16 protein-coding genes and 7 pseudogenes are annotated in these 20,550 nt (G+C 67.2%); 14 read left to right on the top strand and 9 right to left on the bottom strand.

What is annotated here, in order from left to right:
* Positions 1–112 precede the first annotated feature (112 nt).
* The 3 genes and pseudogenes from DY245_RS18080 to DY245_RS18070 all read left to right on the top strand — a co-directional run.
* Positions 113–1,234: an ROK family glucokinase gene (locus DY245_RS18080; RefSeq protein WP_128508295.1), complete on the top strand. Its 1,122-nt coding sequence runs from the start codon at positions 113–115 to the stop codon at positions 1,232–1,234.
* Entirely contained in the window at positions 1,231–1,803 is a 573-nt protein-coding gene (locus DY245_RS18075) for a hypothetical protein (RefSeq protein WP_128508294.1), read from the top strand. The genes DY245_RS18080 and DY245_RS18075 overlap by 4 nt, the downstream gene beginning before the upstream one ends.
* A 113-nt stretch (positions 1,804–1,916) precedes the next feature.
* Positions 1,917–2,006: pseudogene (locus DY245_RS18070) on the top strand (3-oxoadipate enol-lactone hydrolase); the annotation flags it as partial.
* A 51-nt stretch (positions 2,007–2,057) separates the two neighbouring features.
* Here DY245_RS18070 and DY245_RS46385 read toward each other — a convergent pair.
* Together DY245_RS46385 and DY245_RS18060 are read right to left on the bottom strand one after the other, a co-directional pair.
* Positions 2,058–2,956, bottom strand: a pseudogene (locus DY245_RS46385) (IS481 family transposase); the annotation flags it as partial.
* Positions 2,953–4,200 (bottom strand): MFS transporter, encoded by a 1,248-nt coding sequence (locus DY245_RS18060; RefSeq protein WP_128508292.1) that lies wholly within the window; start codon positions 4,198–4,200, stop codon positions 2,953–2,955. The gene DY245_RS18060 and the pseudogene DY245_RS46385, both read right to left, overlap by 4 nt.
* A 123-nt stretch (positions 4,201–4,323) precedes the next feature.
* On the opposite strand from DY245_RS18060, the gene DY245_RS18055 reads away from it, so the two are divergent.
* Together DY245_RS18055 and cpt are read left to right on the top strand one after the other, a co-directional pair.
* Positions 4,324–5,292 carry a LysR family transcriptional regulator gene (locus DY245_RS18055; RefSeq protein WP_128508291.1) on the top strand — a complete coding sequence of 323 codons (969 nt, stop codon included), beginning with the start codon at positions 4,324–4,326 and terminating at the stop codon, positions 5,290–5,292.
* A 600-nt stretch (positions 5,293–5,892) separates the two neighbouring features.
* Positions 5,893–6,423: a chloramphenicol phosphotransferase CPT gene (gene cpt, locus DY245_RS18050; protein ID WP_128508290.1), complete on the top strand. Its 531-nt coding sequence runs from the start codon at positions 5,893–5,895 to the stop codon at positions 6,421–6,423.
* A 46-nt stretch (positions 6,424–6,469) separates the two neighbouring features.
* Here cpt and DY245_RS18045 read toward each other — a convergent pair.
* Positions 6,470–6,658, bottom strand: a pseudogene (locus tag DY245_RS18045) (IS630 family transposase); the annotation flags it as partial.
* Between DY245_RS18045 and DY245_RS18040 the strand changes: the two are divergent.
* Together DY245_RS18040 and DY245_RS18035 are read left to right on the top strand one after the other, a co-directional pair.
* Positions 6,656–7,072: pseudogene (locus DY245_RS18040) on the top strand (transposase); the annotation flags it as partial. The pseudogenes DY245_RS18045 and DY245_RS18040 overlap by 3 nt on opposite strands.
* A 109-nt stretch (positions 7,073–7,181) precedes the next feature.
* Entirely contained in the window at positions 7,182–8,465 is a 1,284-nt protein-coding gene (locus DY245_RS18035; RefSeq protein ID WP_128508289.1) for an NAD(P)/FAD-dependent oxidoreductase, read from the top strand.
* A gap of 417 nt (positions 8,466–8,882) precedes the next feature.
* On the opposite strand, the gene DY245_RS18030 is transcribed toward DY245_RS18035, so the two are convergent.
* The 5 genes from DY245_RS18030 to DY245_RS18010 all read right to left on the bottom strand — a co-directional run bounded on the left by DY245_RS18030 (position 8,883) and on the right by DY245_RS18010 (position 13,784).
* Entirely contained in the window at positions 8,883–9,137 is a 255-nt protein-coding gene (locus DY245_RS18030) for a hypothetical protein (RefSeq protein ID WP_128508288.1), read from the bottom strand.
* A 13-nt stretch (positions 9,138–9,150) separates the two neighbouring features.
* Positions 9,151–9,453 carry a hypothetical protein gene (locus tag DY245_RS18025; protein WP_128508287.1) on the bottom strand — a complete coding sequence of 101 codons (303 nt, stop codon included), beginning with the start codon at positions 9,451–9,453 and terminating at the stop codon, positions 9,151–9,153.
* A gap of 328 nt (positions 9,454–9,781) precedes the next feature.
* Positions 9,782–10,342 carry a hypothetical protein gene (locus DY245_RS18020; RefSeq protein ID WP_128508286.1) on the bottom strand — a complete coding sequence of 187 codons (561 nt, stop codon included), beginning with the start codon at positions 10,340–10,342 and terminating at the stop codon, positions 9,782–9,784.
* A 3-nt stretch (positions 10,343–10,345) separates the two neighbouring features.
* Positions 10,346–12,160 carry a DEAD/DEAH box helicase gene (locus tag DY245_RS18015; RefSeq protein WP_244943107.1) on the bottom strand — a complete coding sequence of 605 codons (1,815 nt, stop codon included), beginning with the start codon at positions 12,158–12,160 and terminating at the stop codon, positions 10,346–10,348.
* The gene (locus DY245_RS18010; protein ID WP_128508285.1) at positions 12,150–13,784 is read right to left on the bottom strand and encodes an MFS transporter; all 1,635 of its coding nucleotides are present in this window, start codon (positions 13,782–13,784) and stop codon (positions 12,150–12,152) included. The genes DY245_RS18015 and DY245_RS18010 overlap by 11 nt, the downstream gene beginning before the upstream one ends.
* 340 nt (positions 13,785–14,124) lie before the next feature.
* Here DY245_RS18010 and DY245_RS18005 point away from each other — a divergent pair.
* A pseudogene (locus DY245_RS18005) lies at positions 14,125–14,601 on the top strand (transposase); the annotation flags it as partial.
* Here the strand turns inward: DY245_RS18005 and DY245_RS18000 are convergent.
* A pseudogene (locus DY245_RS18000) lies at positions 14,553–15,136 on the bottom strand (IS5 family transposase); the annotation flags it as partial. The pseudogenes DY245_RS18005 and DY245_RS18000 overlap by 49 nt on opposite strands.
* A 182-nt stretch (positions 15,137–15,318) precedes the next feature.
* On the opposite strand from DY245_RS18000, the gene DY245_RS17995 reads away from it, so the two are divergent.
* From DY245_RS17995 to DY245_RS17975, 6 genes and pseudogenes are all read left to right on the top strand, one after another.
* Complete coding sequence (locus tag DY245_RS17995; RefSeq protein ID WP_128508284.1) at positions 15,319–16,023, top strand: Clp protease N-terminal domain-containing protein; 705 nt, start codon at positions 15,319–15,321, stop codon at positions 16,021–16,023.
* A gap of 387 nt (positions 16,024–16,410) precedes the next feature.
* Positions 16,411–16,644, top strand: a complete 234-nt coding sequence (locus DY245_RS17990; protein ID WP_220377904.1) for a hypothetical protein — start codon at positions 16,411–16,413, stop codon at positions 16,642–16,644.
* A gap of 171 nt (positions 16,645–16,815) precedes the next feature.
* Positions 16,816–16,947, top strand: coding sequence for a hypothetical protein (locus tag DY245_RS47535; protein ID WP_280524979.1), 132 nt, complete (start codon positions 16,816–16,818; stop codon positions 16,945–16,947).
* A 699-nt stretch (positions 16,948–17,646) separates the two neighbouring features.
* Positions 17,647–18,222 carry an ArsR/SmtB family transcription factor gene (locus DY245_RS17985; RefSeq protein WP_128508283.1) on the top strand — a complete coding sequence of 192 codons (576 nt, stop codon included), beginning with the start codon at positions 17,647–17,649 and terminating at the stop codon, positions 18,220–18,222.
* 389 nt (positions 18,223–18,611) lie between these two features.
* Positions 18,612–19,742: an alpha/beta hydrolase family protein gene (locus DY245_RS17980; protein WP_280524980.1), complete on the top strand. Its 1,131-nt coding sequence runs from the start codon at positions 18,612–18,614 to the stop codon at positions 19,740–19,742.
* Between the two features lie 272 nt (positions 19,743–20,014).
* Positions 20,015–20,203: pseudogene (locus tag DY245_RS17975) on the top strand (IS110 family transposase); the annotation flags it as partial.
* Between the last annotated feature and the right edge of the window lie 347 nt (positions 20,204–20,550).

Below are 20,550 nucleotides of genomic sequence, written 5' to 3'. Positions count from 1 at the left end.
CAATCGCAGCGGACCAGCACATCGAGGCCCCGGCCTCCCGAGACCCCGCAGGGACGAGACGACTCTTGCGAGCACGCAGCCGCCGCGACCAGAACGGCGAAGAGGTGGGTCGATGAGCATGTACCGGGACCGGGTGCACCGAGGATCCGCCAGAGCCACCGTGCTGCGCACGGTCGGCACCCGCGAGCGGCGCTCGCATCTGACCGCCCCCCGCGTGCCCACCGTCGGCATCGACATCGGCGGCACCAAGGTCATGGCGGGCGTGGTCGACGCCGACGGCACCATCTTGGAGAAGGTCCGCACCGAGACACCGGACAAGTCCAAGAGCCCCAAGGTCGTCGAGGACACCATCACCGAGCTGGTGCTCGACCTCTCCGACCGGCACGACGTCCACGCGGTGGGCATCGGCGCGGCCGGCTGGGTCGACGCGGACCGCTCCAAGGTCCTCTTCGCCCCCCATCTGAACTGGCGCAACGAACCGCTGCGCGACCGCCTCGCCGGCCGCCTGGCCGTCCCCGTCATGGTCGACAACGACGCCAACACTGCCGCCTGGGCGGAGTGGCGGTTCGGCGCCGGACGCGGCGAGGACCACCTCGTCATGATCACGCTCGGTACGGGTATCGGCGGCGCGATCCTGGAGGACGGCGCCGTCAAGCGCGGCAAATACGGAGTGGCGGGCGAATTCGGCCATATGCAGGTCGTCCCCGGCGGCCACCGCTGCCCGTGCGGCAACCGCGGCTGCTGGGAGCAGTACAGCTCCGGCAACGCCCTCGTACGCGAGGCCCGTGAACTGGCCGCGGCCGACTCCCCGGTCGCGTACAACATCATCGAGCGGGTGGGCGGCCGGATCGGCGACATCACCGGACCGCTGATCACCGAGCTGGCCCGGGAGGGCGACGCGATGTGCGTCGAACTCCTCCAGGACATCGGCCAGTGGCTCGGCGTCGGCATCGCCAACCTCGCCGCCGCGCTCGACCCGTCCTGCTTCGTGATCGGCGGGGGCGTCAGCGCCGCCGACGACCTGCTGATCGGCCCGGCCAGGGACGCCTTCCGGCGCCATCTCACCGGCCGCGGCTACCGACCCGAAGCCACCATCGCCAAGGCCCAGCTCGGCCCCGAGGCAGGTATGGTCGGCGCCGCCGACCTCGCCCGCCTGGTGGCCCGCCGCTTCCGCCGTGCCAACCGCCGCCGCGTCGAGCGCTACGAGCGCTATGAACGGACCGGCCGCCGATGACCGAAACCGAAACCCCCACGATGCACGACGACCACCACCCCACCCCGCCGCCCCGCGTCAAGCGCCGTCGCCCCGTGCTGATGGCGCTGATCGTCTTCCTGCTGATCGCGATCCCGGCCGGCTATATCGTCATCTCCGCCGAGCAGAGCCGCGACAGCGGCGAGGGCAAGGAGCAGGAGGCCGCCGCCACCGGCCTGACCAACGCCTTCCCCTCCAAGGTCCAGCAGCGGATCTACAACGTTCCGGTTCCGATCGGCTCCACCCCGGTCTACTACTACGAGACCAACTCCTGGCAGACCAGCTCGCTGTTCGTCCAGTTCAGGACCAACGACTGGGGCCTTGAGCACTACCTCAAGGCCGTCGGCACCAGCACCGCCGCCCTCAAGAAGGACCGGATCACCATCGCGCCCGAACAGGCGGCGAAGGTCGGCTGGGACTTCAGCGTCGACTGGCCATGGGCGGGTGCGAAGGTCCCGAGCCAGGCGCCGCACCCCGCCCAGCAGATCATGGTCAGCTTCGACGAGCCGGGACACCCGGTGGTCTACACCGTGTCGACCGTCAAGTTCTGAGCCGGTGCCGTGCGCCGCTTCGACCTGGCATCCGGCACCGTCCGGCCGACTCCGCCCGGCCTCTTCCTGACCCGGGTGTCAGGACCGCGTCACGGAGTCGGCAGCGTGGTCGGGTGAGCGAGAAGCCCCTGCAGCACCGGATCGACGGCCCCGACGACGCCCCCGTACTCGTACTGGGCGCCGCGCTGGGGACCACCTGGCATAGGTCGTAGGGACCGTTCAGGGGCGTCCAGCCGATCCAGCGCAAGGGCTTAATGGCACGTGTTCAGCGCTTCAGCTCGTTGGGCTTCTGAGGCCCAGGTGCGGGCGTAGAGGAACTCTTCGGTGAGGATGCGGTTGTAGCGTTCGATCTTCCCGTTGTGCCTCGGCCTGTACGGGGTGATGCGCTGGTGGCGGCTGCCTTCGAGGGCTGCACCGAAGATGCCGGCGCGGTAGCAGGCGCCGTTGTCGGTCACGATGCGCTCGATTGCGGTGATGCCGTGCGCCGGGAACCAGGCGCGTGCTCGGTCAAGGAACGCAACTGCGGTGTCGGCTTTCTCGTTCTCGAGTGCTTCGGTGTAGGCGAGGCGGGAGTAGCCGTCGATCGCGGAGTGCAGGTAGACGTAACCGGTCCTTGAGCCGCGTGTTTTCGTGCGGTCGACGGCTTTCGCTTGCGGGCTGCCCCGCCTATGTACGCGCCAACCGCCGCCGTCCGGGATACGCCCGACATCTTCACGTCGATATGCACCATATGGCCGGGGCGTGCGGCGATGATCTGCTGCGGTTCACGATGCGTCTCGCCGGTCGGGTCGATGAATCGGCGCCGGTTCAAGCCGAGCTGTGCGAGGAGCCGGGTGATGGTGCGTCGGCTGGCGGGCGTGCCGTCCTGCTCCAGCTCGAACGCGATCCGCGAGGCAGATCACTTGCCCTCGCGGCGCATCCTCTCGATCCGGTCGACCGGGCGACCAGGGGTAGCGGTCGGCTGCCGGTGCGGGGCCGAGGACCGGTCAAGCAGTCCGAGCTCGCCGTAGCGGCGGTAACGATTCACCCACTTCGCCGCCGTCACTCGCGATATCCCCCTCTCCGCAGCAACACGCGCGACCGGGCGGGTGCGACAGTGCTCGATGAGCCGGCGGCGCCCTTCCGGGGTGAGCGGGGCGTTGCGGTGAGTCATGCGACCCGGACGTCTTCGGCCGACGCGGCGGGCTCAGGGGCGGACAAATGTATCCGTTTGGGCAGCAAGAGCGGGGTGGCGAGCAGGAGAACGCCGGACATGGTGATCGCGGCGAGCGGGCTGGTGAGTGTGGCGAGAATGCCCCAGATCACCATCAGGGCAGCTTGTAGGAGTTTGCTGACGGCACTCCATGTACTGAGGATTTGGGCGGTGTGATCCGCGGGAGTCCGTTGCAGGCGTTCTGTTGCGTAGATCGGATTGAAGATGCCCATGCAGGTGATCAGCAGGCCCTCGACGATGATCACGGTGAGGAGTCCGGGGATGCCGGGATGGACGAACGTGAGACCGAGTGGGAAGAGCGATCGCAGCCAGCCGGAGACGATCATGACCCGGTGCCGGCCGTAGCGGGTCACGAGGCGCGCGGAGAGGCGGGCGCCCACGAAGCCGCCGAGTGCCGGGATGCCGAAGGCAAGACCGTACTGCCAGGCCGGGAAGTGGTATTGGCCCAGCAGGAGGACGGACAGGAGCGGGACGGTGGCCATGATGAGGCCGCCGACCAGGATTTGGTTGAGGAACAGGCGCCTTAGCGCGCGGTCGCGGAGGATGAACCGCCAGCCGCCAAGAAGGTCGGCTCCGCGCAGCCTGGTGGCCCGGTCGCGGGGTGCCGCGACGTCGCCTCCGCGGATGCGGAGGACCCCGAGCGCGGACAGCAGGTAGCTGAGGGCGTCGGCCATGACAGTGATGGCCGGGCCCAGCAACCCTATGAGTGCACCACCAAGGGGCGGGCCCGCCGCGGTTGCCACCCAGCTCGTGCCCTCGAATCTCCCGTTCGCCACAAGGAGGTGATCGCTACGGACGAGATACTTCAGATACGCGCCGGATGCGGCAGTGAAGGCGATGCCCGCGGTCCCGGAGATGACCGAGACGACCAGCAGTTGGCCGTAGGAAAGCAGGCCGAGGACGTATGCGATCGGGACACTTGCCACCGCGACGAACCGGATCAGGTCCATCGCGATCATCACCGGACGCTTGGCCCGGTGCTCAACCCACGGCCCGAGCGAGAACGCCACAATCGCCGCGACGGCAAGCCCGGCCGCCTCCAGGAGCGACACGGCGAATGCCGGCGAGTGCAGCACTCGAACCGCGATCAGCGGGAACGCGCCGAAGGCGATCCACGTACCGTATGTACTGACGGCGTAGGCCGACCACAGCCAGCCGAAACTGCGCCCCAACTGCACGCGCATGCGACTCCCTCGCGACAACCGATGTTCGGGTCTCTGCATCACACCGGCCGCACCGTCGCGGGATCAAACAACCGACTCCCGGGCGAGCCACAACCATCAGTTGGGCACGCTTATGCTGGATCAATGGATACCAAGGCGGTGCGGTCGTTCGTCCGCGCGGCCGAGCTCGGACAGCTGCAACACGCGGCCGACGAGCTCGGCGTAACGCAACAGGCCGTGTCGAAGCGGATCGCAACCCTTGAGCGCGAACTCGACGTCCGGTTGTTCACCCGCACCGCCCGAGGGGTCGAGCTGACACTCGACGGCCAAGCTTTCCTCCCGCACGCCCGGAACATCATCACGGGTGTCGATCGCGCCATCACCGCGATCAGACCGGGCTCGCGGGCCCTTCGGATCGACGTTCTCGGCCTGCGATCCGCGCAGGCCGTCGTCCTGCACGACTATTGGCGGTCGCATCCCGAAACCGACCTCGACGTGGTGACCCTCAGGGTCAACGACCCGCGCGTGGCGGTCACCGCCGTCCAAGCAGGCGATATCGACGCCTCGTTCCGCTCGGTCACCGACCCGGCCACACTGCCGCGCGACGTGCAGATGATCCACGCGTTCGACTCCCCGCTGGAACTCCTCGTCGGCCCGAGGCACCCGCTCGCCTCCGCACGAACACTGACACCATCCCAGCTGCGCCGGCACCGGATCTGGGTGCCGGGTATCGCGCCGCGAAGCGAATGGGCAGAGTTCTACGATCAGCTCGCCACCGACTTCGACCTCCGCATCGACGCCGCGGGCCCGAACTTCGGCAACGAGGTACTCCTCGACATCCTCGCGGACTCCGCAGACGTGGCAACCCTCGTAGGCTCGCGCGACCGGTACATCTGGCCGACGAACTACGACCTACGCCGCATCCCGATCGTGAATCCGACGCTCGCATACCCGCTTTCGCTCATCTTCCCCCGAGCGAATCCACACCCAGGACTCCGGGCAATCATCAACCACTTCGGAAGCCTGGCACCGCTCCCCGAGACAGCCTGGCGCCCATCCTGGGCAACGACACCACGCCGCAGCGACGGAAACATCGAACACACCCAACGCTAACGGTCGCTTCCAGCAGCACACTGCCGGCACGACTAGCCGAACGCATGGCCAGCAACAGCTGGTCGGCCTGGCTGGTCGTGATCCAGGAGCGCCCACGATGGACGTAGTGCGGCCACGGAGAAGCAGCATCTTCGTGCGGCGGGGTTCCGTTCTTGACGGTGTGCCATGCCTCGGCGAACGATAGCGACCACGGGGCAGCGCAGAGGGTCTGCTGGAGCGAGGCGGACGAGCGGGGCGAGCATGAGGGCTTGGCGCCTGGTCGGCGGCGCGAGGCCGGCCGGCTGATATGTCGGGTACGTGCGGCGCACAGGGCAGCGGAAGTGGCGCTGACCGCCTGCGCAGGCGCGTGGCGGGCCTGTCGTGTCCTTCGGGCGTCTTAGGCGTGCGTGGAGATCAGTTCCAGTCCGCGGTCGAAACGGCTGGGCGGCTCGGAGAGGTTGATGCCCACGTGCAACCTCAGGAGGCCGGGCATGAAGCAACGTGCCTTACGTCCCTCACTAGTGCTCTGACCGGGAAGGTTCGCCGGGTTGTGGCAGGCAGTGCAGGGTTCGCGGAAATCCGTTTCGTGCGTTGCCCTGGTGCCTCTACTGTGGCGCGGTGATGACTCAGGTGATCGTTGTCAACGGTGGTTCCAGCTCGGGGAAATCCGGGATCGTTCGGTGTCTGCAGGCAGTCCTGCCGGATCCGTGGCTGGCCCTCGGGACTGACACGCTGGTTGAGGCGATGCCGGCGTCCATGCAGGCGACGGATGGCGGGATCGAGTTCGCTCCGGACGGAGAGGTGATCGTCGGTCCTGAGTTCCGAACGCTGGAAGCGGCATGGATCGAGGGGGTCGCCGCAATGGCCCGTGCGGGCGCCCGAGTCATCGTCGATGAGGTCTTCCTCGGCGGAGCATCCTCGCAGCAGCGATGGCAGAAAGCCTTGGGTGAACTGCGGGTGCTGTGGGTTGGCGTCAGGTGTGACGCTGCGGTGGCCGCAGGCCGTGAGGTCGCACGAGGCGATCGGACCATCGGGATGGCCGCGTCCCAGGCAGAAGTGGTCCACCAGGGCGTGACCCATGACCTGGAGGTGGACACCACCCATACGGAGGCGATGGAGTGTGCACGGACCATCGCCGCACATGTCAAGTGATCGGCGGCCCGGCTGTCTGCCGCTGTGACCGCAGCGCCGGGACGAGTCAGGCGGCGGTAGTGGTGAGGGGGCGTCCGCCCCAGCGGATGCCCTTCTCGCTGCGGACGCGGGCGCGTTCCTTGCGCTGGGCGGCGAGCACGTCGGGGTGGCGGGCGTTGGCGTTGCGCCAGCGCAGGTAGACGTGCAGGGCCCGGGCCTGCGCGGGGTGGCTACGGTGGTTCGAATTCGTCAGGGTGCGACGAAGGCGATGCAGGAGATCTACAACGCCGAGGACCGCGCGCACGCGGAGAAGGCGATCGAAGCGTTCACGAAGACCTACGGGACGAAGTGGCCCAAGGTCGTCGCGAAGATCACCGACGATGCGGAGGAGCTGCTGGCGTTCTACGACTTCCCTGCCGAGCACTGGATCCGCCTGCGGACCACGAACCCCATCGAGTCGACCTTCTCGACCGTGAAGCTTCGAACCAAGATCACCCGCGGTGCGGGCAGCCCGGCTGCCGCCCTGGCGATGATGTTCAAGCTGGTCGAGTCCGCCCAGGAACGCTGGCGGGCGATCACCGGGGCCCACCTGGTCGCGCTGGTCCGCTCCGGCGCGAGGTTCGAGAACGGCGCCCTGGTCGAACGCGCGGAGGAAGCCACCGCAGTCTGATCACACCTCACCCGATCCACAACTCTTGACAGTGGGTCATGTTCCTGACAGCAGTGGCACTGCACCACTCCCACGAACGGCACCACACCTCGAAGGGGGCGATCAGCGCATGACCAAGCCTGAGAGCGCGGGATACGACTACGACGTCGTCATCAGCGGAGCCGGCCTCGCCGGCAGCGCCGCGGCGATCTTGCTCGCTCGACGCGGTGTCCGCGTCGCACTGCTGGAACGCCGCTCGGACCCCGAAGCGTACAAGGTGCTGTGCACCCACTCCATCACGGCCAACGCCTACCCGGTGCTGGACGAACTCGGCCTCATCCCCGCTCTGGAGAAGGCGGGAGCCGTCCGCAACGAGGCCCGCTGGTACACCCGCTGGGGATGGATCGAACCGAGGGCCGCGCCGGCGGGCCCCGAGCTACCGTACGCGTACAACATTCGGCGCAGCACCCTCGACCCGTTGATCAGGTCCCATGCGGCAAAGACCCCTGGCGTCGATCTGCTCCTCGGTCACCATGTGACCGGGCTGGTCCGGGAAGCCGGGCGAACCTTGGGGGTGCGCGCGTCGACACCACAGGGCGAGCGCGAGATCCGGGCCCGCCTGGTGGTCGGCGCCGATGGCAAGGACTCGGCCGTAGCGAAGTTCGCCGGGGTGCCTGCTCGGCTGTACGAGAACGCGCGGTTCGGCTATCTCGCGCACTTCCGCAATCTTCCGCTGCACGGCGGGATCGGTCACGCCTGGTTCCTCGAGCCCGACATGGCGTACGCGTTTCCGAACGACGACGGGGTGACGGTCATCGCGGTGCTCCCGGACAAGAAGCGGCTGCCGGCCTTCCGGGAAGACCTGGAGGGCAGCTTCTTCGCATTCGTCCGCGCCCTGCCCGAGGCACCGCCCATCGACTCCGCCGAGCGCATCACGAAGATCACCGGCACTGTCAACTACCCGCTTCACAGCCGCAAGCCGACCGCACCGGGCGTCGCGTTCATCGGCGACGCCGCCCTGACCGGCGATCCCCTGTGGGGAGTGGGATGCGGGTGGGCTCTGCAGTCCGCGCAATGGTTGGCAGAGGCGGTCGCCTCGGCCGCAACCGGTCGGGGCGACCTCAATAGGTCGCTCGTGGTCTACGCACGCAGACACCGGCGCCGGCTGCGCGGTCACCAGTACCTGGCCGCCGACTTCGCCAAGGCCCGTCCGTTCAATCCCTTGGAGCGGCTGATGTATTCGGCGGCAGCGCGCGATGAATCGGTGGCGCGGCACATGCATCTGTTTGCATCCCGCCTGATCGGTCCGCTGCGTTTCTTGAACCCCGTGGCACTGGCCAAGGCTTCGGCCGTCAACATCAAGCATCGCGGGGCGGCTGTGCCACCCGCGCACCTGTCACACACAGGGTCATGACCGGTTCCTCTCCCACTCCACTCGCTCTCGGCAGCTTCCGCAGAAAGGAACACTGAACTGCTCCCGGGGTTTGTGGAGGCTTGCTTCCATCAGGCCATGGCACGTCCGTCGAGGATCCCGTTGAGCTGCGCCACCGTGCGGTGCGGATGACCGCTGAGGTGCGGCCTGAGTACGACACCGAGTGGGCCGCGATGAAGGCGGTCGCTGGGAAACTCGGGGTTGGCTCCACCGAGACCCTGCGCGACTTGTTCCTGACGGACCCAGTTGCGCAGGGTCTCGGTGGAGCCGATCGTCCTCACAGGCGATCGAAGCGTTCACCGTTTTCGATGATGTGGGCGAAGTCGGGGTTCTTGAGGGCTGCGGCGTAGGCGCGGACGCCTTCTTCGTCGGTGGGTGGGGTGTGGCCGGCTGCTCCGATCAGGCCGAGCTGCCCCTGGGTGGGGCCGATGTGGGCGGCGACGGCGCCTCGCGGTGAGTGGGGGCGAGAGTCGGCTGGTAGGAGGCGAACCAGTTTTGGCCGGGGTCTTCTTGGAGGGTGTAGAGGCGGGAGGCGTAGGTGATCTTCCCGTCGACCACGACACTGCCGGGGAGCGGGAAGCCGGCGTCGGCGAGCCGGCGCGGCAGCCGCGTCCCCCGGCCGGTCGCGTCGACGACCAGGTCTGCCTCGATCACCTCCTCGGGAGCGTCACTCCTGCGCGACCTGACCACCACTCCTGTGCAGCCGGGGGCCGGGGAGGAGGTGTTCGGCGTGCAGGCCGTAACGGAAGGTCACCGGTGCCAGGGCGGTGACCCGGTCGCGCAGGACGTCTTCCAGAACGGCGCGCGCCATGAGCTGGACGTCGAAACCGACCGGGGCGCGTGGTGCCCAGCCGGCGGGGAACAGGATGCGGGTGGCTGCGGCGAGGTCCGCGGCCGGGCACCCCCGCGTGGCGAGCTCGCCGCACAGTCGGTTCGCAGCCGTCCTGGACGTCCCCACCCTGACCGACATGGGCTACGAGAACACCGGCCCCGGCTTCCGGCACCCGGCCAAGAAGCCCCAGGGCCGCGAACTCACCATCAGGGAGAAGACGTCAGCGCGCCATCGTCTAAACGGTGTCCGTTGAACTCCATGCCGAACCGAAAAATCGCCACCCCGCATCATGTTCCTCGCTCCCGCTGCGATGCTTCACAGCCGGCAAAATGCTCACGGCAAGGAGGGGCGACAGTTCTCGTCGACGAAGCAGACGGGATCGTTCGCTGCGGCACACGATGGCACGCGGGACGCCCTGCCGATGTTTGCCCGCGCAACAGTCGTTGACATACGCCGCATAGTGCGACTACTTGGACACCATGAAGTAGTCGGCCGGATCAAGGGCATTGAGCGCGATCCACCGCTGTGGTGTTACTGCGGTGGATACTTCAGTGCTGTCCGATGAGGCGCGGAAGAAGTCCTGGATATCGAGAGCAATTCGAGGATCGTCATCGACGCGTCGTGCCATTTCGTAGTAGACGGCCAGTACGTGGATACATCGTGAAGTGTCAGCTGAGCAGGAGCAGTCGACGCCGACGAGTGTCGGTGCAGGCCGGTGGCCGGCGTCGGCGATCGCGCGATACAGCTCGTCGGTGAGGACGGGCCGAACGCCGCATAGCTGGCGGGAGATCGCGACCATCGCCTCCCGGGGCATTGGCGCAACCTCGATGTTGGCCACCGAAGCGTTGCGGCCGTGGTGTACGACGGCGCGCACGGTCCGGCCGTCGATCGTGACCTGGACTCTCCCGTCGCGTGCGATTCTGCGCGCACGCGGCAGCTGCGGATCGGGGCGGGTCTGACGCAACGGCTCGGCGAGCCGGACCCAGTCCTTCCCCCACATTGTGTAACCGAAATCATTGTCGGGCATATGTCAGCTGTCTCGCTTCCGGCGCAGGATCGCAATGAGGCGGTCATCATCCAAGCGGGCCAATTCGGCGACACTGGACATATCGGCGATATCGGAGAGTGCGGATTTACGCGAGTGCATGGCCGCGATGTGCTCCTCGACGGTGGTCCCCGTGGTCAGAGTGGTGACGGTGACGGTGCGGGTCTGACCGATCCGATGGACTCGATCGGAGGCCTGCGCTTCCACGGCCGGATTCCACCATCGGTCGAAGTGAATGACGTCGGCTGCGCGGGTGAGAGTGAGCCCGGTGCCCCCAGCTTTCAGGCTGAGCACCAGCACTTTCGGGCCGTTGTCGGCCTGGAACCGGCGGACGATGTCGGCCCGTTGCTCCTGATTCAAGCCGCCGTGGAAGAACGGCACACACACGCCGAACTGTTCGCCGCAGTGTCGCACCAGCAGCTCACCGGTCTGCCGGTACTGGGTGAAAATTAGGGTTGGCGAGCCAATTTTGAGGTTGTTGGCCACAATGTCGGTGCAGAGGTCGAGTTTTCCCGACCTGCCTGACAGCTCACCGAGGTCACCGGTGATCAGGCCCGGGTGGTTGCAGACCTGTTTGAGCGCGGTTAGGGCTGCCAACACCTTGGTCTGGCGCTGTGCGCCGCTGCCGAAGCCGTCGTCGATCACCTGCTCCAGCAGTTGGTCGTACAGCTGCTGCTGTTCCTCGGTGAGGTCGCAGATCAGGTCGGCGTGGATCTTGGGTGGGAGCGAGCCTGCGACCTGGGACTTCTTCCGCATCAACACGATCGGCTCGATTGCCCCGCGCAGTCGGGCAGCGGCGGCGAGGGAGCCGTCCGCGATCGGCCGGACAAAGCGACGACGGAACTGCGTCTTGTGCCCGAACAGTTGCGGTGCGACCAGATTGAGCAGCGCCCAAAGCTCCTCAAGGTGATTCTCGACGGGCGTTCCGGTCAAGGCGATTCGCGCGTCGGCCGCAATGGTTCGCGCGGCCTTCGATACCTGCGTGCGGGGGTTCTTCAGCACGTGTGCCTCATCGAAAACCGCAGTGACCCAATGATGCTCCATCATGATGGGGCTGTGTATGCGTAGCGTCGGGTAGCCGGTGAGCACCACCGTCCCGCTATCTACCGCTTTCAGCGGCCCGCCACGCCAGATTATCGTCCGCAGGTCAGGTGCGAACCGCGCGATTTCGTGTGCCCAATTCCCGACCAGCGACGTGGGACACACCACCAGCTGTGGCCCCTCCTCGGCGCGCCCGGCGATATAGCCGATGGCCTGCAGCGTCTTACCGAGCCCCATTTCGTCGGCAAGCACCGCGCCGCCGTGTGCGTCGACGGTCTCGCGCAGCCAGCTCACACCGCGAACCTGATATGGCCGCAGCTTGGCGGTCAGCGCTGTGCGCAGTTCGGTCGCAACAGCATTGGTGTGACGGAAGACGGCCACGGCATGCTCCGCCGACGTCACGGCGACACCGGTGGCATCGGGAACGGCATGCGCTGCGATCGGCAGGGCCGAATCGCCGCCCGCAATCCACGCCCGCCAGACATCCACCGACCGACCAGGCGAGTCGAGGGGCGCGCCGGCGAGCCTGTCCGGCTCGATCAGCGCGCAGTCGACGTCGGACACCTCAAACCCGCCAAGGTCTGACGTCGGGACAACCAAGGCAACGGTCTCGACATCACCGACCGGCGGGGCAGCCCCCACGGCGCGGCCGGACCAGGTCCACAAGGCAAACATATGACGGTCGGGTAGGTACGTGGCTTGACTATCAAGCAGGACACCAGGAAGTTTTTGTCCGATTCCCATTGTGTCAGTGGCCACCCACGCCATCGCCCTCATAAGCGGGTTGGCTATCGGCCCCAGAATGAGGGGTCGCCCCAGTCGCGGAGCGGCTGCCTCCTCGATCGCATTCCGGCTCCTGTACCGGCCCCGTGGGCTTTCCGACAGGACGCAAGGAAATCACCAGCACAGCTGCTCCGAAGAGTGCGATGAGCATGATCCAGACCGCGCCGACGTGCATAGCGTGAATAAACGCCTCATCGGCAGCGTGCGCAAGAGTGGGCCGGTGGATCGCGGTGGCGACATGCCGGGCCTGTTCGGCGGAGACCCGCGCCCGGTCCTGCACCGGCCCGGGTACATCGCTCAGCGAGGGTTCGATCGCGCGCCGATACACGATCGACATGATCGTGCCGCCAACTGCGATCCCGATCACGCTGCCGGTCTGTCGCACGGTGTTGGTGACGGCCGACCCGGCACCGGCCCGTTCCAACGGCAGGGAGCTGATCAATGCTGCCGTCACTGGGCCCATCACCATGCCGATGGAGAGGCCCTGGACCAACAACAGGATCTCGATCCAGATGAGTGGGGTGTGCAGTCCGAAGAACCCGTACGCGCCCATGGTCAGCGCCGCCACGGTGAGCGCTGGTGCGGAGACAAGGCGTAGCGACCAGCGGCGAACCAGACGCGCGCCAAGGGGCGCCCCCAGGGTCGCACCGAGCGCGGTCGGGAGACTGGCCAAGCCCGCCTCCATCGGCGAAAAGCCGCGTGCGCCCTGCAGGTAGAACGCGTGATAGAAGGTGACGGCGGCTATAGCAAAGAGGAGCAATCCGAGCGCCGCATTGCCGCCACCGAATGTACGTTGCGCGAGCAGTCGGGGATCGAAGCTGGGCATCTTGATGCGCAGTTCGACGAGTACGAAAGCGGCCAGCAGAACCAGTCCGACGGCGATCGGCGCCCAGACATCCGTACGACTCCAGGCGGCCACCTGCCCCGAACGGATCAGCCCGTAGGCCAACGCCGCGAGCCCGCTGATCGACAGCAACATCCCAGCCGGGTCCAGCGGCCGCTTGATGGGGCTGCGGAAATTCGGGACCAGCATGGCGATCCCGACCAACGCCAGCGCCACGACCGGGACATTGACCAGAAAGACCGAGCCCCACCAGAAATGGTCGAGAAGCAACCCTGCCAACACCGGGCCTACAGCCATTCCGACACCGGCGGATGTCGAAGAAATGGCGATCGCGGTTGACCGCGCGGGGCCGGTAAAGGTCCATATAAGGATGGCCAAGTTGGCGGGCATGATCAGCGCGCTGCCTATTCCCATCGCGGCTCGTGCGGCAATCAGTTGGCCTGCGTCGCCTGCGTACGCCGCCCACACCGAGGACCCGGCGAAGACCACCAATCCAGTTGCGAGCACAGTCCGGTGACCGAAGCGATCACCCAGTGCGCCTGCGGTGAACATCAAGGTGGCGAAGGCCAGAGTGTACGAGCCTGTGGCCCATTGAAGCTCGGCCGGGCTGGCATCCAGTCCACGGACCGGGTCTGCGAGGGTCTCCAAGGTGATACTCAGGACGGTGTTGTCCAGCCAGATCAGCAGCGAGCACAACATGAGAACGGCAAGGATCAACTGCTGCCTGAACTTCGGCAACGTTGGGGACGTGGTCATGAATACCTTCGCGTGCGATCGGTAAAAGCCTGACGAGGTTGGACCGTAGGCAATCGCCGCGCTCCTGTCAATTCCTGAGTGCCCGTGAGCAAACTGCTGGTTTTAGTGAGTCGCCGGGGGCATATCGTCACGCCTCTGTCAATTCCTGAGTGTCCGTGAATAAACTGCTGGTTTTAGTGAGTCGCCGGGGGCATATCGTCACGCCCCTGTCAATTCCTGAGCTTGTTGTTTAACCTCGCACGTCATCGGACCTGCTGAGATCTCCAGTTTCCGGGGCCACGTGACGCGGCCGTCCTCCACGCTTCGAGATGTCGAGTAACGAAGCGTGAAGGAACGGCCGCTGAGGAGGAGTCTCCCTACCGATGTCCCCGCCGTCGAGACGTTGGGTGTCTTGCCCCGCTTTCGGGTTGAGTTCTACGAGTGCCTGTACGCCCGTGCCGATGCACTCTTCGAGCTCACCGACGCCGTGTTGTGCACGGACGGACTGGTGACATCGCTGGTCGAGCTCACGTTGGCTGCCGAGCACCGGCTCGGGCACGGGGCGATGTACGACGCGGTCAATCACGGCTGGTGGGAACCGCGCCGCCTGCGCAGGCTGCTTGCCTCCACCCCGTTGCCGCGTGCCGCCGAGGGGCGGATCGTCCTCGCGGTGGACGTGAGCAACTGGCTGCGTCCCGATGCCCCTACCAGCCCGGACCTGCTGTTCTGCCACGTCTACGGGAGAGGCCGCAGTGCCGACCAGATGATCCCCGGCCGGCCCTACTCCTTCGTCGTCGCCCCTGAGACGGAACGGACGTCGTGGACCGCGGTGCTGGACTGGACGTCGTCCGTCCGGGTCAGGCGGACGACGCCACCGCGATCGCGTCCAGCAGGGGCATCAGCTGAGTGACATCGTGACGATTCCCGCTGGTCAGCGAAACGGCCAGAGGAGTGCCATGCCGGTCGACGATCAGATGGTGCTTGCTGCCGGGCCGGGCCCGGTCGACCGGCGAAGGTCCGGTGTGAGCCCCCCTTCAGCGCCCGGACGTGCGAGCCGTCGATCGCGGCGTCGTCCATGTCCAGCAGGCCGGCGCCCCGCAGCTCGGCCGGCACCACCTCGTGCAGCTGTGGCCGGACGCCGGTTTCGGCCAGTCCCGCAGGCGCCGCCAGGCCGTCACGCCACTGCAGCCGACCTGTTCCGCCGGAACGTCCCGCCGGCTCACGCCCTTGCACAGCACGTAAACGATGCCCCGCAGCGCAGCACGGTCATCCGCAGGCAGTCGGCCGGGATACCGATACCGCCTCGGCGGACGGACAGGCAGCAACGGCGCCACACGTTCCCACAGATCATCAGGCACCAGGTCGGCAGACACACGAAGAATGGTGTCGGCTCGACCCCCAACTGCCAAGCTCCACAACGCAATTCCGAAGCGATCCAGTGGGTCGCGATCGGGCCCGAGCTGCACCGGGCCATCGCACGAAACTGAGGGAGCGGACCCGGAACGAGCGTCAATTACAAGTTGACGATCCTTGATCGTCAACTTAAGATTGACGCATGAGCCCACTCGACATCAGCCTCGCCGACCTGATCGCCCGTCTCGACGAGGAACTCCCCGGCGCCAGCGAACTGGCCCGCATCAGCGAGGCGCGACTGCGCGCCCAGACCCTGTCCGACCTCGGTGACCAACTCATCGACCACTACGTCAGCAAGGCCAAGCAGACCGGCGCGTCGTGGACCGAGATCGGCGACGCCATCGGGGTGTCCAAGCAGGCCGCCCAGCAACGCCACGCACCCGGCCCTTTCGAGCGGTACACCAACCTGAACCGGCACAGCATCGTGCTGGCGCAGGAGGCCGCCCGAACGCACAAGCACGACTTCATCGGCACCGAACACATCCTGCTCGGCCTGCTCGGCGAACCGCGGGGCCTGGCATACGAGGTGCTGATCGCGAAAACCGAGTCGGAGCAACGCATCCGCGACGCAATCGAGGAAGCGATGCCGCCGGCCGGGGAGAAGGCGCTGCGGGGTCACATCGCGTTCCGGCCGGAGAGCAAGGAGGCCATCGAGCAGGCACGCCGCGCGTCGGCCGACCTCGGCCACGACTGGGTCGGCACGGAACACGCACTGCTGGGCCTGATCCGCGCCGAGGAGAGCCCAGCCGCGCAGATCCTGCGCAACCTCGGCTTCACGTCAGACGAGCTGCGCGAGACGATCAAGACCGAGATCACCAAACGGTCCGCCGCGCGCGACAAGCAGTAGCGAAACGATCAGTCGCCGCGGAGGCCCGGGCGGCACAGCCTTCCCACCCGACACGGGACGGTGCGCTCGTGCCGCCAACCCCCACCCGACGTCGCCAAAAACCTTGTAGTGCACGGTGGGTGAGAGGCAGCCGTGCACTACGACTCATTTCGAAACCGTCAGTAGGCAGACCAGGTGCTCACGGTGTCCGCACAGGGCATCGATCGCACCGAACGCAACTCACGGGGAACCCGCACGAAGGAAGACCGCAAAGGCTTGGGGGCCTGCGCGGCACGGGGACCCCGGCTCGGGGGAGGGAAATCCGCATGACCACCGGAATCAGGGGCTGCGACAACCAGTCCAACTCTTTCGTCTCTCAATGAAGAGACTACCGGGGACAGTCAGTCCGTGAGCCCGAGGTCGCACAGCGACGCGTATGCGTGGATCTCGCAGCACAAGGAGAAGCCGCTGAGCGTCCAGAGCGGACGCGGCCGCTGCATCATCTGGGACGACGACTGGAAGGTGACGGGCTCGTGGGACGACGGCAAGGGGGAGTTCGTCCTCGCCAATGTCCAGCACAGCCCGCAGGGCTACAAGATGACGGTCAGCGGCACGGGTGACATCAGCCTGTCCGCGGTCTGATCCAAGGATCGGGACCAGGAAGAGGGGGATCGTCATGCCGATGCAGGACTGGCGTCCCACGAACGCCTTGGAAAACCTGACGGGAGACTGGGTGTACTACGTGTGCACCGCCGTCAACACCTTCGCGAACATCCATTTCAGCCGCCACGTGGATAATCCGCCGAGGACCACATGGCGACAAACGACGGCGCCTATTACTACTACGGCGTGACCGGCACGTTCAATCAGGCGGCGCAACAGGCCGATCAGTCCATCAGGCAGGCGCTCTACGACGCCTGGCAGGACTACTTCAGCGTGCGGTGAGACCTGCCTGAGGCGGTAGCCGATCCGCGGGCTCTACCCGCTCCAACGGCCAGGAACAGCTGGACTTTTCCTGGCCGTTGGGCTGTCCGGACCGACGCCCCCGCGCCACCACGTGTGAGCAGCCCAGGCAGACTGGCGAGGCTGGAAAAGGCTCAAGGTCCGAGCCGGGGACAAATGCCGGACGGCGGCAAGCGGCAACGCCGGCAGATCGTCAAGCTCAAAGAACTCCGGGAGAACGACAAACCCGAGATCGGCCAGCTCCTAACCGACCGCGAGGCGCTCGTTCGGGTCGTGCGACAGCTGATGGTGTCGGCGTTCGCGCGAAAGTACCCAACTCGGTACACAGGAACGCACGCACAAGCTGAGAACGAGGCACGGGAGTCCCAATCGCCAGTCGAATCAGGGGCGTTGACCGGCGTCCACCCAGTCGTCGAGGTCCTTCGCGGCGTCACGAAGCGCCCTTGCCGGCGATAGCTGTCCCGCATTCTGATGACGGTCAGCCCCGTCACTTGACAGATCAACGACATCGAATGTTCCTCCGCGCTTCGTTCATGGCGAGCAGTCAGGGCAGTCAGGTGAGGGGAGGAGAACCGCGGTAGGTCAGCAGGTGGCAAGGGTTCCGGCGGCCCGCTCCAGGCGAGGCGCGAAGTTGCAAAATTGCCTTGCAAGGGCCTTTTTGCAATCTCTGGGCTGCTTCGCATGGCACCTGAACCTCAGGAGATCACCGACGTAGAGGCCCTCAGGGTCCTGGCGCACCCCATGAGGCAGAAGATCGAGCAGTGCCTGCGCAAGGGGCCTGCCAACTCCGCCGCGCTCGCCCGCGAACTCGGCGAGAGCACCGGTCTGACCAGCTATCACCTGCGTCAGATGGCCAAGCACGGGTTCATCGAGGAGGCGCCTGAGCTGGCAAAGGGGCGGGAGCGGTGGTGGCGGGCGGTGCCCGGGGACCGCCGGTTCCCGCCGCACAGCCGGCAGACGCCGGAGATGCGGGGGGCGCTGACGCAGATGCACCGGCTCAACTTCGCCGAACTTGTCGAGAGCGTCCGGCGGTTCGAGGATGCGCGCGATGCCCTCGGGCCCTGGGTGGATGCGGCAGTCTTCTCCCGCGCCACGCTACGGCTCAATCCGGGCCAGCTCAGGGAGTTCTTCGAGGAGTACATCGCGCTGATCCACCGGTACTCCCCGTCGCAGGAGGAGGCCGCGCCTGATGCGCACGCCGTTCTCGTCCGCCTGCTCGGGTTTCCCGAGATCGGCCGAGAGGAGAGCACAAGGTGATGCTCTTACGTAAACGTCCCATACTCGCGCTGGCCGTTGTGGTGTGGGCGGCTGTGGCCGTGTTGCTGCCCGCGCCTGCGGCCCATGCCGACGGCCGCGGCCCGCATGGCGATGGTCTGATGCGCCAGGAGGTCTCCTTTCGCGGGGGTGGCGGGCTCACACTCCATGGGACGGTGCTGAGCCCCGTCACGACCCGGACGACGCGGGCACGGCCCGGGATCGTGCTCGTCGGCGGGTCGGGGCCCGGCCCGCGGGAGGAGTATCGGCAGGAGGCCGAGTNCGGGTCGGGGCCCGGCCCGCGGGAGGAGTATCGGCAGGAGGCCGAGTCCTTCGCCCGCGCGGGCATCACGACGCTGGTCTACGACAAGCGGACGGTGCGCTACTCCACGATGGACCGCAACTTCGGGCTGCTGGCCGAGGACGCCCTGGCCGGGGTGCGGATGCTGAGGGGCCGGGTGGGCGTGGATCCGCACCACGTCGGCCTGTGGGGATTCAGCGAGGGCGGCTGGGTCGCCCCACTGGCCGCCGCACGCTCCTCCGACGTCGCCTTCGTGATCACCATCGGCGGTCCGGGCCACTCCCCGCTGCGCACCCAGACCTGGCACCTCGCCAACCGTCTGCGGCACCGGGGCATCACCAGCTCCTGCCTGCACGCCGTGACGGGGCCGGCCGCCCAACTTACGGACTCCACCGGTTTGTTCCCCGAGGGTGACTACGATCCGCTGCCGGCGTGGGAGCGCCTGCACCGCACTCCGGTACTCGCTCTGTGGGGCGATCACGACATCCAGGTGCCGCCGCGCGAGAGTGCTCGCATTCTTCAGCGTGCTCTGGCCAAGGCGGGCAACGGGCACGTGGTCATCCGCTTCCTCGACCACGCCGCGCACAACGGCCATCGGACGTCAGACGGCTTCGACCGCATCGGGGGGCCCATCTACCAAGGCAAGCGGCTGGGGGCGCCGGCCCCCGGCTACATGGACACCATGACCTCCTGGGTGCGTGCAGTCGCCTCCGGGCGCCCTCCCCTGTCCCACACCGATCCCGCACCACCGCAGGCAGCCGCCAGCACCCCCTCCTCTGGCACCTGGTATGCCTGGCTCACTCCCGTACTGCTGCTCCTCGGCTTCGCCGCCTACCCGGTGAGCGGGGCCCTGCGACGGATCACCGGACGCCCGCGGCCTCATACGCGCCGGTGTGTGGCCCTGTGGCGCTGTCTGGCCGGGCTGGGCCTTGCGGCAGTGACGGCAACGTTGCTGTGCCCGCTCGCGGTCTTCATCGCAGGCGACGGGGCGGCGGCACCCGTCGTGGCGGGACGACCGGTGGCATGGCTGGTGGCGCAGGTGCTGAGCGTCGCCGTGGTCGCGCTGACAGGGGAGGCGGCGGTGACGGCCCGGCGTCGACGACTTGAGCACCCGCCAGCCGGGACAAGGCCCGTCCGGCTGACGGCGGCGCGGGCAACGGTGATGGTGACGGCGGTGCTGTTCGTACCGTGGGCACTGTGGTGGGGGACGCTGCGCCCCTGAGGGCGCTCGCACGGCCCGGCGTTCACCGGCCCCAACCGTCCCAGACGCTCAACGCCGGTTCCACGCTGACCATCTGGGAGCTCTCCCGGTCCGCGGTCCCGGCATCGCAGCCGTACACAGCCGCCGCATGTCGGGCGTGTTCGACTTTGCCACTGGACACCCCTAGCACTGCCAACGGCCTGAAGAACCCGCTCAACGCTGGGTACGCAGCCGGGCACCTGCCTGAGCACGTTCATGTGTACGCCGAGACCTCGTGCCGCCATCATTACCGTCGGCTCAACCGCGGGGGCGACCGGCAGGCCAATGCCGCCCTGCACCGGATCGTGCAGACCCGCCTGCGCTACGACCCGCGCACCCAGGACTACTACGAGCGCCGCATCAAAGAGGGCAAGACCCGACGCGAGATCATCCGATGCCTCACACGCTATGCCGCCCGAGCGGTCTTCAAACTGGTCCGGCCCGTCCCCGCAGAACCCCGGCATAGGGGCGACTGTCGTGAGGACGATCACCTGGGGGGTGTTGGTCCGGTGTACAACCTTCGGGGGAATGCGCAGGTCACGTACGTGTACGCGAACGGCTGTACCGCGCAGAACCCCTCGCGGTGGCCGCTTTGACTCCCGAGGAAGGTCTCAATGAAGCTTCACCGCACTCTGGCGACCGCAGTCGTCACGGCCGTCATCGGCCCCGTGGCACTGCTCGCGGCCCCCGCCGTATGGGCGGCGGGGGAGGCGCCGGCGGCCGGCGGCGCCCCCGCCGCGTCCGCCACCGCCACGCCGGGGGGCGAGCCGAGTGCTCCGGAGGCGGGCAC

Origin of the sequence: Streptomyces inhibens (assembly GCF_003389455.1) — a bacterium.
Classification (GTDB): Bacteria; Actinomycetota; Actinomycetes; order Streptomycetales; family Streptomycetaceae; genus Streptomyces; species Streptomyces inhibens.
Note: the sequence above shows the minus strand (reverse complement) of the source record. Positions and strands in the feature narration are given on the sequence as shown.

What these genes read in the sequence shown, in the direction of transcription:
- DY245_RS17995 (WP_128508284.1), top strand. Translation starts at nt 15,319, where the DNA reads ATGAGCCCACTCGACATCAGCCTCGCCGACCTGATCGCCCGTCTCGAC.
- DY245_RS18075 (WP_128508294.1), top strand. Translation starts at nt 1,231, where the DNA reads ATGACCGAAACCGAAACCCCCACGATGCACGACGACCACCACCCCACC.
- DY245_RS18035 (WP_128508289.1), top strand. Translation starts at nt 7,182, where the DNA reads ATGACCAAGCCTGAGAGCGCGGGATACGACTACGACGTCGTCATCAGC.
- DY245_RS17985 (WP_128508283.1), top strand. Translation starts at nt 17,647, where the DNA reads ATGGCACCTGAACCTCAGGAGATCACCGACGTAGAGGCCCTCAGGGTC.
- DY245_RS18060 (WP_128508292.1), bottom strand. Translation starts at nt 4,200, where the DNA reads ATGCGCGTGCAGTTGGGGCGCAGTTTCGGCTGGCTGTGGTCGGCCTAC.
- cpt (WP_128508290.1), top strand. Translation starts at nt 5,893, where the DNA reads ATGACTCAGGTGATCGTTGTCAACGGTGGTTCCAGCTCGGGGAAATCC.
- DY245_RS18010 (WP_128508285.1), bottom strand. Translation starts at nt 13,784, where the DNA reads ATGACCACGTCCCCAACGTTGCCGAAGTTCAGGCAGCAGTTGATCCTT.
- DY245_RS17980 (WP_280524980.1), top strand. Translation starts at nt 18,612, where the DNA reads ATGGACCGCAACTTCGGGCTGCTGGCCGAGGACGCCCTGGCCGGGGTG.
- DY245_RS47535 (WP_280524979.1), top strand. Translation starts at nt 16,816, where the DNA reads ATGGCGACAAACGACGGCGCCTATTACTACTACGGCGTGACCGGCACG.
- DY245_RS18020 (WP_128508286.1), bottom strand. Translation starts at nt 10,342, where the DNA reads ATGCCCGACAATGATTTCGGTTACACAATGTGGGGGAAGGACTGGGTC.
- DY245_RS18055 (WP_128508291.1), top strand. Translation starts at nt 4,324, where the DNA reads ATGGATACCAAGGCGGTGCGGTCGTTCGTCCGCGCGGCCGAGCTCGGA.
- DY245_RS18025 (WP_128508287.1), bottom strand. Translation starts at nt 9,453, where the DNA reads ATGTCGGTCAGGGTGGGGACGTCCAGGACGGCTGCGAACCGACTGTGC.
- DY245_RS18080 (WP_128508295.1), top strand. Translation starts at nt 113, where the DNA reads ATGAGCATGTACCGGGACCGGGTGCACCGAGGATCCGCCAGAGCCACC.